Origin of the sequence: Stenotrophomonas sp. NY11291 (assembly GCF_023277365.1) — a bacterium.
Taxonomy (GTDB): domain Bacteria; phylum Pseudomonadota; class Gammaproteobacteria; order Xanthomonadales; family Xanthomonadaceae; genus Stenotrophomonas; species Stenotrophomonas geniculata.
In genome coordinates, this window is sequence record NZ_CP096975.1 from 4,142,765 (window position 1) to 4,157,621 (window position 14,857).

Here is a 14,857-nt window from a genome sequence, read left to right on the forward strand (position 1 = left end):
TTCGTTGGTTTTTCGTAAAGAAGGTTTCATGTTCCGTTCGCATAGTGGCCATGCACCGGCACGCGTGCCGGTGACCACCCCCAATGCAACGGACCACCATGCAGACCCGACACCTGACGATCGCCGTGGCGATCGCGCTCTCCGCCGCCGCCAGCGCCCATGCCGCCACCGCCGCCGATACCGGCGCCAGCACCGATGCCGCGCTGAGCGCGCAGACGCTGGATACCGTCTCCGTGATCGGCCAGGGCGAGACCCGCCAGGTGCAGCGCATCACCACCGTCGACAAGCAGGTGCTGCCGCCGGGCACCAGCGGCCAGAAGATCCTCGACCGCCTGCCGGGCGTGTCGGTGCAGTCCAACGACGCCTTCGGTGCCAACGAAGAATCGCAGACCATCAGCCTGCGCGGCTTCGACAAGAGCCGCCTCGGCTATACGCTGGACGGCATCCCGCTGGGTGACAACAGCTACGGCAACTACAACGGCCTGAGCATTGCCCGCGCGATCATCGCCGAGAACCTGGCCGGCGCAGAGTTGTCGCAGGGCATCGGCTCGCTGGGCGTGGCGTCGACGAGCAACCTGGGCGGCACCATCCAGTACTTCTCGATGGACCCGTCCACCGAATTCGGTGGACGCGCCAGCGTCACCGTAGGTGACAACAACCAGCGTCGCGGCTACCTGCGCGTGGATACAGGCGACATCAATGGTTTCTCGGCCTACGTGTCCGGCGTGCACCAGGACCAGGACATGTGGGCCGCGCCGTACCAGAACCAGACCACCCGCCAGTTCAACGCCAAGGCCGTGTGGAACGTCGGCGACCACCGCTTCGGTGCGTTCGTGGCGACCTCGCGCGCCAGCCAGGCCAACTACGCCTACCTGTCCAAGGACATGCTGGCACGTGGCCTGGGCTACGACTGGAACATCTATGCGCCGGACTGGGATCGCGCTGTCGCTGCCGCGTACTGCGCACCGGGCACCTACAACAAGGCACGCTGCAAGTTCAGCGGCGGCGTCAACAGCATCGACGATGCCTACTACCAAAGCCGCGCGCTGCGCGACGACAACCTCTATTCGGTCGATGCCGACCTGCGCCTGGGCGAGCAGGGCCGCCTGAAGCTGCTGGCCTACCACCACGACAACCGTGGCCAGGGCCACTGGTGGGCACCGGGCCAGCCGTCCTACCCGGGTACCGACAAGATGCTGCCGATCTCGATCCGCAGCACCAACTACACGATCAACCGCGATGGCCTGACCGCCGCGCTGTCGTGGACGGTGGGCATCCACGAACTGGAAGCCGGCCTGTGGTACGAGCAGAACGACCATAACGTGTCGCGCAACTTCTACTACATCAGCGGCCCGTTCCTGGACGACCTGTACCTGAAGAACCCGGACCGCCTGCTGTTCAACCAGGACTTCGACATCCGCACGCGCCAGTTCTACGTGCAGGACCGCATGCGCTTCCTGGACCAGCGCCTGACCGTGGATGTCGGTATCAAGAGCCCGAACACCCGCATGCGCGCCACCGCCCAGCCGGGCGTGGAAACCCGCATCGCCTCGGGCACGCTGACCGCCAAGAAGTCGGTGCTGCCGCAGGTGGGCCTGGGCTTCAAGCTCAACGCCAACAACGAGCTGTTCGCCTCGTACGCAGAGAACATCGCCGCCTTCGTCGGTGGCGGCAGCGGTGGCCCGTTGCAGGTGTCGCCGGAATCGTTCGCGGCCAGCGCCGGCCTGGAGCCGGAAAAGTCCAAGAGCCTTGAAGCCGGCTTCCGTACCTTCGGCGAGAAGTACCAGGCCTCGATCGCCGCCTACAACGTGAAGTTCGACAACCGCCTGCTGTCGCTGAACCCGTGCTCGAGCATCGAAGTCGGCACGCGTCCGGAGTGCGTGACGCGCTTCATCAACGTCGGTTCGGTGAAGAGCCACGGTGCGGAGCTGACCTTCATCCTCAAGCCGATCGACGGCCTGCAGTGGTACAACGCGCTGTCCTGGAACAAGACCACCTACGAGGATGACTACACCTCGGGCGGCGCGATCGTGCCGGTGGCCGGCAAGATCACGGTGGATACGCCGCAGCGCATGGCCTCCAGCGAGATCAGCTGGAACCGCGATGGCTTCTTCGCCAGCCTGCGTGCCAAGTACACCGGCAAGCGCTACTACACCTACACCAACGACCAGTCGGTGCCGGGCGTGACCACCTTCGACGCCGGTGCGGGCTACGACTTCGGCCCGGGCCTTGGCCTGCGCAACGTGCGGGTGTCGTTGAACGCGACCAACCTGACCAACAAGCGCTATGCCGGCCAGCTGAGTTCGTTCGCGCCGACCGATCCGAAGGGCACGCGGTATGCGATCCATGCGAGCGCGCCGCGGCAGCTGTTCATGACGGTGGCGGCGGAGTTCTAAGTCAGAAGCGGGCGCTGCGGCGCATCAGTACCGCAGCTGGGCGAGGTGGGACGAGCCGAGGCAGGACACGCCGCAAGTACGTCCCTGTAGGCTCGATCGGCGCATCCATGCGCCTCACGGTCCTGCCTCGGCCCGTCCCACCTCGCTCGACAATTTCCTGCGCCGGCGCGGAGGCAATGGAAAGCAAGAGCAAAAAGCAAAGAGCCAGGCATTGCCCGGCTCTTTGCTATTCAAGCTTTTCAAGCGCAATCCCTTCGGCGCGGTGATGTGCTGCCGCCCGCGCGGGAAACTGTCTGGCGGCGGTGGCGCACCCTGGCCAGGACCGTGAGGCGCATGGATGCGCCGATCGAGCCCCCATGGATGGGTTTACGGCGTGTCCTGGCCAGGTGCGCCACCGCCGCCCAGCGATATCAATCGAGGCGCCAGCGCATCATCCCGCCAACGCCTTTCATTCCGGCGCCAGCTGGTCCATCCGTATCCGGTTGGCGAACAGCGAGAACGCCAGCATGCCGGCCAGGCCGTTCGCCCGGCTCACCCAGTGCGGCAGCCAGCGCGGCGGCTTCAGCACACCCGCTTCGAACAGCGGCGCGAACGCGATCGCATCGGCCAGGCTCATCTTGCCGGCGAACAACCAGCGGCAGACCTGCAGGCGGTCCTCGGCCAGCATGTGGCGGAAGAAGGTATGCACCGACACCAGGCCGCGCAGGTACACCGTGTCCTTGGTGAAGGCCAGGCCGCCACTCGGCGGCACCCCACGGAACACGCGCTGTGCCGACGCAAAGCTTTCTTCGGCGTTCTGCCCGGCATCGCAGAAGTAGCGGAACACCTCGATGAAGTCGGCGCCTTCGCGGGCCATCGCGATCGCTTCGGTGCGCAGGCTGATGCGCTTCAGGCGCTCGATGTCGATGCTGCCGGTGATCTGTTCGGCGAAGGTAGCCAGCCCTTCCTGGGTGGCCGTCACCCGCGGCGAGGACAACGCCAGGCTGGGCAGCACCGGTTGTTCGCGGCCATTCAAGGCCGTCAGCGAATGCACCAGCGCTTCGTGGTGGAACAGCTGCGCGCGGTCGTAGGCACTGAAGCGCGCACTGGTGCGCAGGCGGATGCGGGTCGGTCCGGCAGCGGCCTTGGACACCAGCTCTGGATCGAGCTGCACCTGGATGATGCGCGATTCGAAGAACGCATCCAGGTCATTCTGCAGCTGCAGCTGCAGGGCAATGGCCGAGACCGGCACCTGCTCTTCCGGCGCCAGCAGTTCGTGATCGAGTTCGGCAGCAATCTGGATGAAGTGACGCGCCGCTTCGCGCGTGCTCGGGCCATTGCCTGGCAACGGCTGCTCGGGCGCGCCGAACAACTGCACCGAACAGGTATCGACCGCCGCCGTGCCCAACCCTTCCAGCAGCTGCGCGGCCAGGTCCCAGCTCTGCGCCGACTGGCGCACGTAGTGGCCCAGCGGATGAGTATCATCGCAGTCGGCGGCGATCGCAGCCAATGCGCGGCGCTCCTCGCTGAAATCCAGCCTCGGGTAATCCACCTTCGGCAGCACCGGTTGCCCACGTGCCACGCTGTCCAGGAACGGTGCCTGCAGCGTGGCCGGCCAGCTGGTCAGGCCCAGCAGGCGGATGCCCCCCACAGCCTCGACCAGGCGCGCATCGAGCGCTGCATGGTGGGCCACGTCACGGTCCAGCGTCGCGGTCGGTTCCATGGGCGGACTATAGCGCTCTGCTGTGTCCGGCGCTGCGCGCCGCCGCCCGAGCATCGGCTCGGGCGCTACAGGGAATGATTCCACCGCGAACCAAGTGTAGAGCCGAGCCTATGCTCGGCTGCCTTGTTACCGCCTACGCGGCTTGCTCGCCGGGCGGAACTGCTGGCCCTTGCCCTTCCTGCCACCACGCTCCTGCGCGGTCTCGGCCTGGCGAACCGCCAGCTTGGCGGCGGCGGCGGCCACTTCTTCCTTCAACTTGAAGTAGTTCAGCAGGCGGCTCTCTTCGATCTCGCCGGCCTCGATCGCGGCACGTACCGCACAGCCCGGTTCCTGCTGGTGCTTGCAGTCATTGAAACGGCACTGTGCGGCCAGCGCTTCGATATCGGCGAAGCCGCCTTCCGACAGCGTCTCTTCACCGGTCGGCTTCAGCTCGCGCATGCCGGGGGTGTCGATCAGGCAGGCGCCCGTCGGCAGCGGCATCAGCGCGCGATGGGTGGTGGTGTGTCGTCCGCGCGAATCGTTGGCACGCACCGCGTTGGTCTTCATCCGCTGCTCGCCGAGCAGCGTGTTGGTCAACGTGGACTTGCCGGCACCGGACGAGCCCACCAGCACCACGGTGCGGCCCGGGCCCAGCCACGGTTGCAGCACGGCAACGCTGTCGGCATCCAGGCCATTGATCGCATGCAGCGCGATGCCCTGCATCTCCAGCTCTTCCAGCACCGCCAGCGCATCCTCGCTGTATTCGGTCTGGTCGGCCTTGGTCAGCACCACCACCGGTTCGGCACCGCCACCGCCGACCAGCAGCAGGTAGCGCTCGATGCGGCGCGGATTGAAGTCAGCGTCCAGGCCACAGACGATGAACACCGTATCGATGTTGGCCGCGATCACCTGCTGGTGGTAGTGCTCACCTGCGGCACCACGCTTGATCGCGGTGCGCCGTGGCAGCAGGGCGACGATGCGGATGCCATCGAGCAGCACCCAGTCGCCCACCGCCGGCCGCTCATGGCTGGGGAAGCGCGGGCGCTGCCATTCGGGCAGCGACTCGGCCTTGATCGATGCATCCGGGCCATCGGCCACCACGTAGTGGGTGCGGTGCTGTTCGATCACCCGTGCCGGGCGGGCCTGCGGGTGCGCGGCCATCGCGGCCTGCCAGTCGGCCTGCTGTGGCGGGCCCGGCCAGGGCCAGCCGATGGTCTGCAGGGCGATGAAATCGGGGGTCTGGGTCATCGCCGCCATTCTACCTGTGCCAGCGCCCTGCCAGCCCAGCAGTGACGGGCCCGGAGCCCTTGCCATGCAGTGCAGCAATTCCGGTAGGATGGAAGCCCCATGCCTTTTGACGGCCCAGCTCCCATGTCCACCACCTCGCCCAAGCCCCTGGCCATCCGCGAGCGCCTTTCCGAAGTGCGCTACGAAATCCGCGGAGAACTGGCGCGGCGAGCCCGGGAGCTGGAGGCGCAGGGCCGCAAGCTGATCAAGCTCAACATCGGCAACCCGGGCGCTTTCGGCTTCCGCGCGCCGGAGCACCTGCAACGCGCGATCGCCGACGACATGGGCCGCACCGACCCATACACCCACCAGCAGGGCCTGCCGGTGGCGCGCGAAGCCATCGCCAGCTACTACGCCCGCCGTGGCGCGCCCGATGCGCACCCGGACCGCGTCTTCCTCGGCAACGGCGTCAGCGAGCTGATCGACCTGTCACTGCGTGCGCTGCTCAACCCGGGCGACGAAGTGCTGGTGCCCTCGCCCGACTACCCGCTGTGGTCGGCTTCGACCATCCTCAACGATGGCCGGCCGGTGTACTACCGCTGCGCGCCGGAGAACGGCTTCCAGCCGGACCCGAGCGAGATCGAGACGCTGGTCTCTTCGCGCACCCGCGCCATCGTGCTGATCAATCCGAACAATCCCAGCGGCGCCAGCTACCCGCGCGAACTGCTGGAGCGCGTGGTGGAAATCGCGCGCCGCCACAACCTGCTGCTGCTGGTCGATGAGATCTACGACCAGATCCTGTACGACGACGCGGTGTTCCAGCCGGTCGCGCCGCTGGCCGGTGATCATCCATGCCTGACCTTCAGTGGCCTGAGCAAGGTGCACCGCGCCTGCGGCTGGCGTGTGGGCTGGGCCCACCTCAGCGGTGACGATGCCCGCCTGGGCGACTTCCGCGCCGCGCTGGACCTGTTGGGCGCACTGCGCCTGTGCGCCAACGTGCCGGGCCAGTACGCCATCGAGGCGGCGGTGAACGGTCCGGACACCATCTCCGAGCTGTGCACGCCGGGCGGCCGCCTGTATGAAACCCGCCGCGCGGTGATCGAGGCCTGCGAAGCCAGCGAGCACCTGTCACTGGTCGCGCCGGCCGGCGCGCTGTATGCGTTCCCGGCCGTGGTCGGTGCCGCTGCGAAGGGCTTCGACGACCACGATTTCGCGCTGGACCTGATGAACAACGAAGGCGTGCTGGTGGTGCCGGGCTCAAGCTTCAACGTGCCCTACCGCCATCATTTCCGCGTGACCCTGATGCCGGAAGCTTCGGTGATGCGCGATGTGTTCGCCCGCATCGACCGCGTGCTGGCGCGGCGTGCCGAGGATGCGACCAAGGTCGTGCCGCTGAAGCCGCGCCGTTCGGTGGCCTGAGCCGTGGCATTGTCCTACCTGGCGCTGGGCGATTCGTACACCATCGGTGAAGCGGTTGCAGTCGAAGGCCGCTGGCCGCACCAGCTGGCCGCCGCCCTGCGTGCGCAGGGCATCGACCTGTCCAACCCGCAGACCATTGCGACCACCGGCTGGACCACTGACGAGCTCGATGCGGGTATCGACGCGACCGCACCGCAGGGTCCGTTCGATTTCGTCAGCCTGCTGATCGGCGTCAACAACCAGTACCGCGGGCGTCCTCTGGACGAATACCGCAGCCAGTTCCAGGCCCTGCTGCAGCGGGCGATCAGCTTCGCCGGCGGTGATGCCGGCCGCGTGCTGGTGCTGTCCTTCCCCGATTGGGGTGCCACCCCGTTCGGTGTCGGCAGTGGCCGCGACCTGGCCGCGATCGAGATCGAGACCGACGAATTCAATGCCGCCGCCGAGGTGATCAGTACCCGGCACGGCGTAGCCTTCGTCGACATCACCGACATCAGCCGCGCGCAGGGCGAAGACCCGACGATGATCGCCGAGGACGGCCTGCATCCTTCAGCGCGGATGTACGCGCTGTGGAGCGTACGCGCCCTTCCGGTGGCCACGCATCTGCTTGGCGGCACGGGCTGAAGCGATGGACGGTACGCCACGGAACGGCCCGCCCCTGCCCTGTACTCCCCTGACGTCCCCGCAGGCGCGCTTGATCGCCGAAGCGTTCCGCCCGGCGCAGGCCTGGGGCAGCCGCCGCGACTACTACTACACCCGCGGCAAGCTCGGCAGCGATCCGCTGTACGACGGCGTGCTGCAGCATCTGCCTGACGACGGACAGCCGGTGCTGGACCTCGGCTGCGGGCTGGGCCTGTTCGCCCATGTACTGCGCCAGCGCGGCGGCACCCAGCGCTACCTGGGCGTGGACGTGGATGCGGGCAAGATCGCCCGCGCGCAACGTGCCGCCGTCGAGCTGCATGACGTGCGCTTCGACTGCGTGGACGTGCAGGCGCCGCTACCGGCGCAGGCCGGGCACGTCCTGCTGCTGGACGTGCTGCAGTACCTGGACGCGGACCCACAGCAGGCACTGCTGCGCGCGGCCAGTGCACGGGTGGCCCCCGGCGGCTGCCTGCTGCTGCGCACGCCGCTGGCCACCGGCGATGGCCGCGACCGCACCACGCGGGTGGCGGACCGGCTGGCCTGGCTGGTCGGCTGGATGGGCACACGCCCGCGCCACTATCCCGATCCACGGGTACTGCAGACAACGCTTGCCGAAGCGGGATTGCAGGTGACCGCCCCCCGGCCGCTGCATGGGCGTACGCCGTTCAACAGCTGGCTGCTGGTGGCACGCCGGAACCTGTAGCGCCGGGCCATGCCCGGCGAGCGCAGCGGCACCTGTGGCATCCGCCGGGCATGGCCCGGCGCTACCGCATACGTATCAGCCGGTAGGCAGCTGCGCCTTCAGCCCGCGTTCGTCCAGCGCCTGCAGCACGCGCGCGATGATCACCAGGTTGTGGCCGTGGGCGGCGCCTTCATGCAGCAGCACGATGGCGCCCGGACGCAGGTCCGGCAGCAGCCGGTCGAGCACGCCCTGCGCCGTGCAGCCGATACCGTCGAAGCCGCGCGCGCTCCAGCCGACCCGGACCAGGCCCAGCCGCTTCAACACCGGCGCCACGAACGGGTTGGTCATGCCCACCACCGAGCGATACCAGCGCACCGGATGCCCGCTCAGGGCCTGCAATGCATGCTGGCAGCCTTCGATCTCGGCGCGCATCGCAGCCGGTCCCAGCCGCCAGAAGCGGGCCTGCGGGTGGCTGAGACTGTGATTGCCGAGATCGTGGCCACGGCGCAGGATCTCGGCCACCAGTTCCGGCTGCGCCAGCGCACGGTCCCCCACCAGGAAGAAGGTCGCACGCGCCTGGTGGCGGTCCAGGAGGTCGAGCACGGCACGGGTTTCCGGGCCGGGGCCGTCATCGATCGTCAGCCAGACACTGTTGCCAGCGTCCGGCACCCGGCTCAATACCGGCGCGTAGAAACGGCTGTTGGGCAGGAATATCGGCACCATGAACAGCGCGTGGCTGGCCACCATCAGCGGCAGGGCCCAGTGCCAGCCTGCCAGTACCCATACCAGGATCACGGCCAACTGCGACGCCACCAGCCAGGGCAGCCAGCGCCAGGGCCGGGTCGGGATGCGATTCAATGTTCCTGCGTTGCTCATCCCCCATGATGCCATGGGGGGTAGAATTGATGATTCGAATTCCCGGAACCCCGACGTCCATGTCCCTCGATCCCGCCCTGCGTTCGCGCATCGAATCCATCCTCAACGCCAACCGCGTCGTGCTGTTCATGAAGGGCCAGCCGTCGATGCCGCAGTGTGGCTTCTCGGCCAAGGCCGTGGGCGCGCTGCAGGACCTCGGTGTCGAGTTCGCCCACGTCAACGTGCTGGCGGACCAGGAAATCCGTGAAGGCATCAAGGCCTACGGCGACTGGCCGACCATCCCGCAGCTGTACATCGACGGCGAACTGGTCGGCGGCAGCGACATCGTGCTGCAGATGGCCGCCAGCGGCGAACTGAGCAGCGTGCTGGGCCTGGCCGCACCGGACCGCACCCCGCCGAGCATCACCGTCACCCCGGCCGCTGTGGAAATGCTCAAGGGCGCGCTGGCCGACGCCCCGGGCGCTGCCCTGCAGCTGACCATCGACGCCGGCTTCCAGCCGAACTTCCAGCTGGCCCCGCATGACGAAGGCGCGATCGCTGCCGAGTCCAATGGCCTGCGCGTGCAGTTCGACCTGTCCAGCGCCCGGCGCGCCAACGGCATCACCATCGACTGGGTGGACGACATCCGCGGCAAGGGCCTGGCGATCGACAACCCGAACGCGCCGAAGCCGGTACAGGAAATCAGCGTGCGTGATGCCGACGACCTGGTGCGCGCCGGCAACATCACCCTGGTGGACGTGCGCCCGGCCGACGAGCGCGCCATCGCAGCCGTCGGCGTGCCGTTCAGGAGCTTCGACGGCAACGGCCGTGCGGAGCTGGAAGCCCTGCCGAAGGACACCGCTCTGGCCTTCATGTGCCACCACGGCGGCCGCAGCGCACAGGCTGCCGAGCAGTTCCGTGCACTGGGCTTCACCAAGGTGTTCAACGTCACCGGCGGCATCAATGCCTGGTCCGAAGACGTCGACAACGGCGTGCCGAAGTACTGATCCGCACTGAAAAAGGGGACGGAGGGGATTAAGTCGTTTGTGCCATAAACGTCTTAATCCCCTCCGTCCCCTTTTTCTTAGCCGGCAAACCCGCCTTCGGCCAGGTAATCCAGCTCTTCCGCCGTGGGCAAGCGACCGAGCACGGCATTGCGATGCGGGAAGCGCCCGAAGCGGCGGATGATGTCGCGGTGCAGTTCGGCGTACTGCAGGTACTCCTTGTCACCCAGCACGTCGAACATCGCCACCGAACGGTCCTGGTCCATCGGATCCTCGGAGTGCTCGAACGGCAGGTAGATGAAGGCGCGCAGCTTCGGTACCAGCTGCAGGTCCAGGCCTTCCTCGATGGCGCGCATGGCGTAGTGCCGGGCCAGGCCATCGGTGGCGTAGGAATGGGCGGTCCCACGGAAGCAGTTGCGCGGGAACTGGTCCAGCAGCAGCATCAGCGCCAATGCCCCTTCGGCACTGCCCAGCCAATGCTCACGCCCGCGCGAAGCGGCGGCGAAATGCTCATCCAGAAACAACTGGCGGAACTGCGCGTCGAACGCGTCGTCGCGGGCGAACCACTTCGCAGGGCCCGCCTCCTTCCAGAATTCCACCACTTGCGCGGCAACGTCCATTACCTACTCCCAGGCCCGGACGCCCCGCGCCCGGCCTTCATCATCATTCGTCGAAGCGCAGGTGGCGGACCGACTTGCCGTTGCGCCGGATAAGCTTAAGCGCCTCGATACCGATCTGGATATGGTTTTCCACGAACTGGGAGCTGACCTTGGCATCGGAGGCTTCGGTCTTGACCCCATCGGGGATCATCGGCTGGTCCGAGACCAGCAGCAGCGCGCCACTGGGGATGTGGTTGGCGAAGCCGGCGGCGAACACCGTGGCCGTTTCCATGTCGATGGCCATGCAGCGCATCGCCCGCAGCCGCTCCTTGAAGCCCTCGTCGTGTTCCCACACCCGGCGATTGGTGGTGTAGACCGTGCCGGTCCAGTAGTCGTGGCCGAGGTCGCGGATCATGGTCGAAACCGCACGCTGCAGGGCAAAGGCCGGCAGGGCCGGGACTTCCGGCGGCAGGTAATCGCCCGAGGTACCCTCGCCACGGATCGCGGCGATCGGCAGCACCAGGTCACCCAGCTGGTTCTTGCGCTTGAGGCCACCGCACTTACCGAGGAACAGCACCGCCTTGGGCATCACCGCCGACAGCAGGTCCATGATGATCGCGGCATTGGGGCTGCCCATGCCGAAGTTGATCATGGTGATGCCATCGATGGTGGCACTGGCCATCGGCCGGTCCAGGCCGATGACCGGCGCGCCGGTCAGCTCGGAGAACGTATGCAGGTAGCCCCCGAAGTTGGTCAGCAGGATGTGCTGGCCGAACTGGTCCAAGGGCACGCCGGTATACCGGGGCAGCCAGTTGTCGACGATTTCCTGCTTGCTCTTCATGGGCGGTCCGGTACGGCGGGGGACCGGGTATTTTCAGCCACCCGGCCGGTGCCGTCGAGCTACCGTCGGCAGGCCTGTGAAGAAGGTCACTTGGCAAGCCCGCCGCCTCCGGGCTAGCGTCGGCGGTTGGACCAGGCTGCAAGGGGAACTGCATGGCATCGACGTTGTTGCGCGCTGGGGTAGCCCTGGCACTGCTTTCATTGAGCACGGCTCCGGCGGTGGGCGCCTCGCGCTTCGTCGCCGATCCCTACCCCAGCACCTACCAGGCCCATCCTGATGCGCCGGTACTGATCCAGAACGCCACGGTGCTGACCGGTACCGGCCAGCGCCTGGACAACGCCGATGTGCTGCTGCGCGACGGCCGCATCGCCGCCGTCGGTCACCAACTGCAGGCCGATGCCGGTGTCACCCGCATCGATGCGCAGGGCAAGTGGGTCACCCCCGGGCTGATCGACGTGCATTCGCATCTGGGTGTATACCCCAGCCCCGGCGTCGGCGCGCACAGCGACGGCAACGAGATGACCGCACCGGTCACCGCCAACGTCTGGGCCGAACACTCGGTGTGGCCTCAGGACCCAGGCTTCGCCACGGCACTGGCCGGCGGCGTGACCAGCATGCAGGTGCTGCCCGGCTCGGCCAACCTGGTGGGTGGCCGCGGCGTGACCCTGAAGAACGTCCCGGCCATCACCTACCAGGCGATGAAGTTCCCCGGCGCACCATGGGGCCTGAAGATGGCCTGCGGCGAGAACCCCAAGCGGGTCTATGGCGAAGGCAAGGGCGTGACCCCGGCCACGCGCATGGGCAACGTGGCCGGCTACCGTGCCGCCTTCATCGACGCCGCCGACTACATCGCCAAGAACAAACCCAAGCCGGCCAAGCGCAAGGGATGGTTCGGCAGCGACAAGGGCGACAGCGCCGGGGATGCAGGCGGCAAGCGCGATCTCAAGCTGGACACGCTGGCCGGCGCCATCGAAGGCGACATCCGCGTGCACATCCACTGCTACCGCGCCGACGAGATGGCCACCATGCTCGACCTGGCCAAGGAATTCGGCTTCAAGGTGGCCGCTTTCCACCACGGTGTGGAGGCCTACAAGCTGGCCGACCGGCTGGCCGCCGACGGCGTCTGCGGCGCACTCTGGGCCGACTGGTGGGGCTTCAAGATGGAAGCCTTCGACGGCATTCCCGAGAACATCGCGCTGGTCGACCGGCCGAAGAACAGCTGTGCCATCGTCCATTCCGATTCACCCGAAGGCATCCAGCGCCTGAACCAGGAAGCGGCCAAGGTAATGGCGTCCGCGCGCCGCGCGCGCATGCCGGAGATCACGCCCGAGCACGCCATCACCTGGATGACCGCCAACGCCGCCAAGGCGCTGGGCATCGAGGGCCAGACCGGCACCCTGGAGGCCGGCAAGATGGCCGATGTGGTGGTGTGGAACGGCAACCCCTTCAGTTCGTACGCACTGGCTGAGCAGGTCTTCATCGACGGCCGGCGGCTGTATGACCGCGGCGCGCCGGCGAGCACGCCGCGTTCTGATTTCCAGCTTGGCCAGGAGGTGCGCTGATGGTGGTGCTCAAGCAGTTGACGCAGTCTGCCGCGAAGGGCAGCCGAGCATGGTTCGGCGCTACTGTCATGGTGCTGGCCTGCATCTCCGCATCCGCACAGGCACAGGACCTGCTGGTGCGCAACGCGACGGTGCATACGGCCAGCGCGCGCGGCAGCCTGCAGAACGCGGACGTGCTGGTGCAGGGCGGCATCATCCGCGCGGTGGGCAACGGCCTGTCAGCGCCTGCCGGCGCCACCGTGATCGAGGCCAATGGCCGCCCCCTGACGCCGGCGCTGTTCGGCGGTATCACCGAAACCGGCATCGAAGAGGTCTCGGGTGAATCGAGCACGGTGGACAGTTCGTTGAAGCTCGGTGAGCAACCACTGCGTCCGGAATTCGACGTCACCCTCGCCTACAACCCGGCCTCGGTGCTGATTCCGGTCACGCGCCTGGAAGGCATCGGCTTCACTGCGTTGGGCGCTGCCACCGGCGGTGGTTTCGTGGCTGGCCAGGGCGGCGTGATGCGGTTGGACGGCAGCGCCGACCCGATCGGCCCGCGCGCCCTGTTCCTGCGCATTGGCGCAGCGGCATCCGAGCTGACCGGGCATTCGCGCGCCGCGCAATGGATGCTGCTGCAGCAGATGGTCGACGAAGCACGCGGACAGGTGGCTGCGGACTCGCCGCATGCGCTGCTGACCCCGGCCGGGCGCCGCACGCTCAGCCGCTATCTGGCCGGCCAAGGCCGCATCGTGGTGGAGGTCGATCGTGCCTCGGACATCCGCCAGCTGCTGCGCTGGGCCGCGCGCGAGAAGGTGAAGATCGCCATCGCCGGTGCCAGCGAAGCGTGGCAGGTCGCGCCGGAGCTGGCCGCCGCACAGGTGCCGGTGTTCGTCGACGTGCTGGCCAACCTGCCGGCCAGCTTCGACCAGATCGGCGCCACCCTGGAAAATGCCGCACGCCTGCAACGCGCCGGCGTGCCGGTGTCGTTCGTGCAGCGCGGCGACGCCACCCACAACGCGCGCAAGATGCGCCAGCTGGCCGGCAACGCGGTGGCCAACGGTTTGCCGTGGGCCGATGGCCTGGCCGGGCTGACCCGGGTGCCGGCGCAGGCGTTCGGGGTGGCCGACCAGATCGGCAGCATCGAGCCGGGCAAGCGTGCCGACCTGGTGCTGTGGGAGGGCGACCCGCTGGATGTGGCGCACTACGCCGAACAGGTCTGGCTGGGCGGCCGTGCGATGCCGATGCGCTCGCGCCAGACCGAACTGCGCGACCGCTACCTGCAGCGCAACGCGCAGCCCTGACCGCACACGAGGACACACCGATGGCGACATTGCGCTGGTACTTCGACTTCGTCTCGCCCTATTCCTACCTGCACTGGCAGAAGCTGAAGCAGTTGCCACAGTTCGCGCAGATCCAGACCGTGCCGATCGCCTTCGGTGCGGTGCTGCATCACCTGGGCAACCTCGGGCCGGCCGAGATTCCGGCCAAGCGCCGCTTCATCTACCGCCAACTGCTGTGGACCGCACAGGCCGAGGGCACACCACTGCGGTTCCCGCCCGGCCATCCGTTCAACCCGCTGTCCGCCCTGCGCCTGTGCCTGGCCGCCGGCGCCAGCGTGCAGGCCGTGGACGTGCTGTTCGACTGGATCTGGCGCGACGGCAACGCGGCCGACAGCGCCGAAGCCCTGCGCGAACCCGGCGCACGGCTGGGCATCGAGGATGTCGCATCCGCCATCGCCGACCCGGCGGTGAAGGAGCAGCTGCGGCGCAACACAGAGGCCGCGATCGCGGCCGGCGTGTTCGGGGTACCCACCCTGGCCATCGGCGACGACCTGTTCTGGGGCAACGACGCGCACCCGCTGATGGCAGCGGTGCTGGCCGATCCGGACCTGCTGCGGCAGCCCGAATGGCAGCGCTTGGCCAACCTGCCGGTGGCGGTGCAGCGCAGTCGCTGAACAGGGCGTGGCGCGT

The 14,857-nt window shown here is 67.7% G+C and carries 13 protein-coding genes; 8 read left to right on the forward strand and 5 right to left on the reverse strand.

The annotated features are described in order from the left end of the window. Positions 1-98: 98 nt before the first annotated feature. Positions 99-2,396, forward strand: a complete 2,298-nt coding sequence (locus M1L61_RS19295; protein WP_019337119.1) for a TonB-dependent receptor — start codon at positions 99-101, stop codon at positions 2,394-2,396. 448 nt (positions 2,397-2,844) lie between these two features. Here M1L61_RS19295 and M1L61_RS19300 read toward each other — a convergent pair whose 3' ends face one another. Both M1L61_RS19300 and rsgA read right to left on the reverse strand, forming a co-directional pair. Further along, the gene (locus M1L61_RS19300) at positions 2,845-4,098 is read right to left on the reverse strand and encodes a flavohemoglobin expression-modulating QEGLA motif protein (RefSeq protein WP_049411678.1); all 1,254 of its coding nucleotides are present in this window, start codon (positions 4,096-4,098) and stop codon (positions 2,845-2,847) included. Between the two features lie 126 nt (positions 4,099-4,224). After that, the gene (gene rsgA / locus M1L61_RS19305) at positions 4,225-5,334 is read right to left on the reverse strand and encodes a ribosome small subunit-dependent GTPase A (protein ID WP_057503952.1); all 1,110 of its coding nucleotides are present in this window, start codon (positions 5,332-5,334) and stop codon (positions 4,225-4,227) included. A 114-nt stretch (positions 5,335-5,448) separates the two neighbouring features. Between rsgA and M1L61_RS19310 the strand changes: the two genes are divergently transcribed. Genes M1L61_RS19310 through M1L61_RS19320 form a run of 3 tightly spaced genes read left to right on the forward strand, consistent with a single transcriptional unit; the run spans position 5,449 to position 8,065 of the window. Continuing rightward, positions 5,449-6,723, forward strand: coding sequence for an aminotransferase class I/II-fold pyridoxal phosphate-dependent enzyme (locus tag M1L61_RS19310; protein ID WP_010480840.1), 1,275 nt, complete (start codon positions 5,449-5,451; stop codon positions 6,721-6,723). Positions 6,724-6,726: 3 nt separating this feature from the next. Next, complete coding sequence (locus M1L61_RS19315) at positions 6,727-7,344, forward strand: SGNH/GDSL hydrolase family protein (protein WP_248853955.1); 618 nt, start codon at positions 6,727-6,729, stop codon at positions 7,342-7,344. 4 nt (positions 7,345-7,348) lie between these two features. Continuing rightward, a complete protein-coding gene (locus tag M1L61_RS19320; protein WP_248853956.1) occupies positions 7,349-8,065 on the forward strand; it encodes a class I SAM-dependent methyltransferase in 717 nt (238 codons plus the stop codon). Between the two features lie 75 nt (positions 8,066-8,140). On the opposite strand, the gene M1L61_RS19325 is transcribed toward M1L61_RS19320, so the two are convergent. Next, on the reverse strand, positions 8,141-8,920 hold the full coding sequence (locus tag M1L61_RS19325) for a polysaccharide deacetylase family protein (protein ID WP_248853957.1): 780 nt from the start codon (positions 8,918-8,920) through the stop codon (positions 8,141-8,143). A 59-nt stretch (positions 8,921-8,979) separates the two neighbouring features. Here M1L61_RS19325 and grxD point away from each other — a divergent pair, with 59 nt between their 5' ends. Continuing rightward, complete coding sequence (gene grxD, locus M1L61_RS19330) at positions 8,980-9,906, forward strand: Grx4 family monothiol glutaredoxin (protein ID WP_024956044.1); 927 nt, start codon at positions 8,980-8,982, stop codon at positions 9,904-9,906. Between the two features lie 77 nt (positions 9,907-9,983). On the opposite strand, the gene M1L61_RS19335 is transcribed toward grxD, so the two are convergent. Next, positions 9,984-10,523 carry a DUF924 family protein gene (locus M1L61_RS19335; protein WP_248853958.1) on the reverse strand — a complete coding sequence of 180 codons (540 nt, stop codon included), beginning with the start codon at positions 10,521-10,523 and terminating at the stop codon, positions 9,984-9,986. 43 nt (positions 10,524-10,566) lie between these two features. Continuing rightward, on the reverse strand, positions 10,567-11,343 hold the full coding sequence (locus M1L61_RS19340) for an AMP nucleosidase (protein WP_010480853.1): 777 nt from the start codon (positions 11,341-11,343) through the stop codon (positions 10,567-10,569). Positions 11,344-11,495: 152 nt separating this feature from the next. Here M1L61_RS19340 and M1L61_RS19345 point away from each other — a divergent pair, with 152 nt between their 5' ends. From M1L61_RS19345 to M1L61_RS19355, 3 genes are read left to right on the forward strand one after another with little or no spacing between them, the layout of a single operon-like run. Continuing rightward, positions 11,496-12,905: an amidohydrolase gene (locus M1L61_RS19345; protein ID WP_248853959.1), complete on the forward strand. Its 1,410-nt coding sequence runs from the start codon at positions 11,496-11,498 to the stop codon at positions 12,903-12,905. Next, entirely contained in the window at positions 12,905-14,188 is a 1,284-nt protein-coding gene (locus M1L61_RS19350) for an amidohydrolase family protein (protein ID WP_053443499.1), read from the forward strand. Before M1L61_RS19345 ends, M1L61_RS19350 begins: the two co-directional genes overlap by 1 nt. A gap of 20 nt (positions 14,189-14,208) precedes the next feature. Further along, positions 14,209-14,841, forward strand: a complete 633-nt coding sequence (locus tag M1L61_RS19355) for a 2-hydroxychromene-2-carboxylate isomerase (RefSeq protein ID WP_228354765.1) — start codon at positions 14,209-14,211, stop codon at positions 14,839-14,841. The last annotated feature ends 16 nt before the right edge of the window (positions 14,842-14,857 follow it).

What these genes read in the sequence shown, in the direction of transcription:
- M1L61_RS19320 (WP_248853956.1), top strand. Translation starts at nt 7,349, where the DNA reads ATGGACGGTACGCCACGGAACGGCCCGCCCCTGCCCTGTACTCCCCTG.
- rsgA (WP_057503952.1), bottom strand. Translation starts at nt 5,334, where the DNA reads ATGGCGGCGATGACCCAGACCCCCGATTTCATCGCCCTGCAGACCATC.
- M1L61_RS19325 (WP_248853957.1), bottom strand. Translation starts at nt 8,920, where the DNA reads ATGAGCAACGCAGGAACATTGAATCGCATCCCGACCCGGCCCTGGCGC.
- grxD (WP_024956044.1), top strand. Translation starts at nt 8,980, where the DNA reads ATGTCCCTCGATCCCGCCCTGCGTTCGCGCATCGAATCCATCCTCAAC.
- M1L61_RS19350 (WP_053443499.1), top strand. Translation starts at nt 12,905, where the DNA reads ATGGTGGTGCTCAAGCAGTTGACGCAGTCTGCCGCGAAGGGCAGCCGA.
- M1L61_RS19355 (WP_228354765.1), top strand. Translation starts at nt 14,209, where the DNA reads ATGGCGACATTGCGCTGGTACTTCGACTTCGTCTCGCCCTATTCCTAC.
- M1L61_RS19335 (WP_248853958.1), bottom strand. Translation starts at nt 10,523, where the DNA reads ATGGACGTTGCCGCGCAAGTGGTGGAATTCTGGAAGGAGGCGGGCCCT.
- M1L61_RS19310 (WP_010480840.1), top strand. Translation starts at nt 5,449, where the DNA reads ATGTCCACCACCTCGCCCAAGCCCCTGGCCATCCGCGAGCGCCTTTCC.
- M1L61_RS19295 (WP_019337119.1), top strand. Translation starts at nt 99, where the DNA reads ATGCAGACCCGACACCTGACGATCGCCGTGGCGATCGCGCTCTCCGCC.
- M1L61_RS19340 (WP_010480853.1), bottom strand. Translation starts at nt 11,343, where the DNA reads ATGAAGAGCAAGCAGGAAATCGTCGACAACTGGCTGCCCCGGTATACC.
- M1L61_RS19300 (WP_049411678.1), bottom strand. Translation starts at nt 4,098, where the DNA reads ATGGAACCGACCGCGACGCTGGACCGTGACGTGGCCCACCATGCAGCG.
- M1L61_RS19345 (WP_248853959.1), top strand. Translation starts at nt 11,496, where the DNA reads ATGGCATCGACGTTGTTGCGCGCTGGGGTAGCCCTGGCACTGCTTTCA.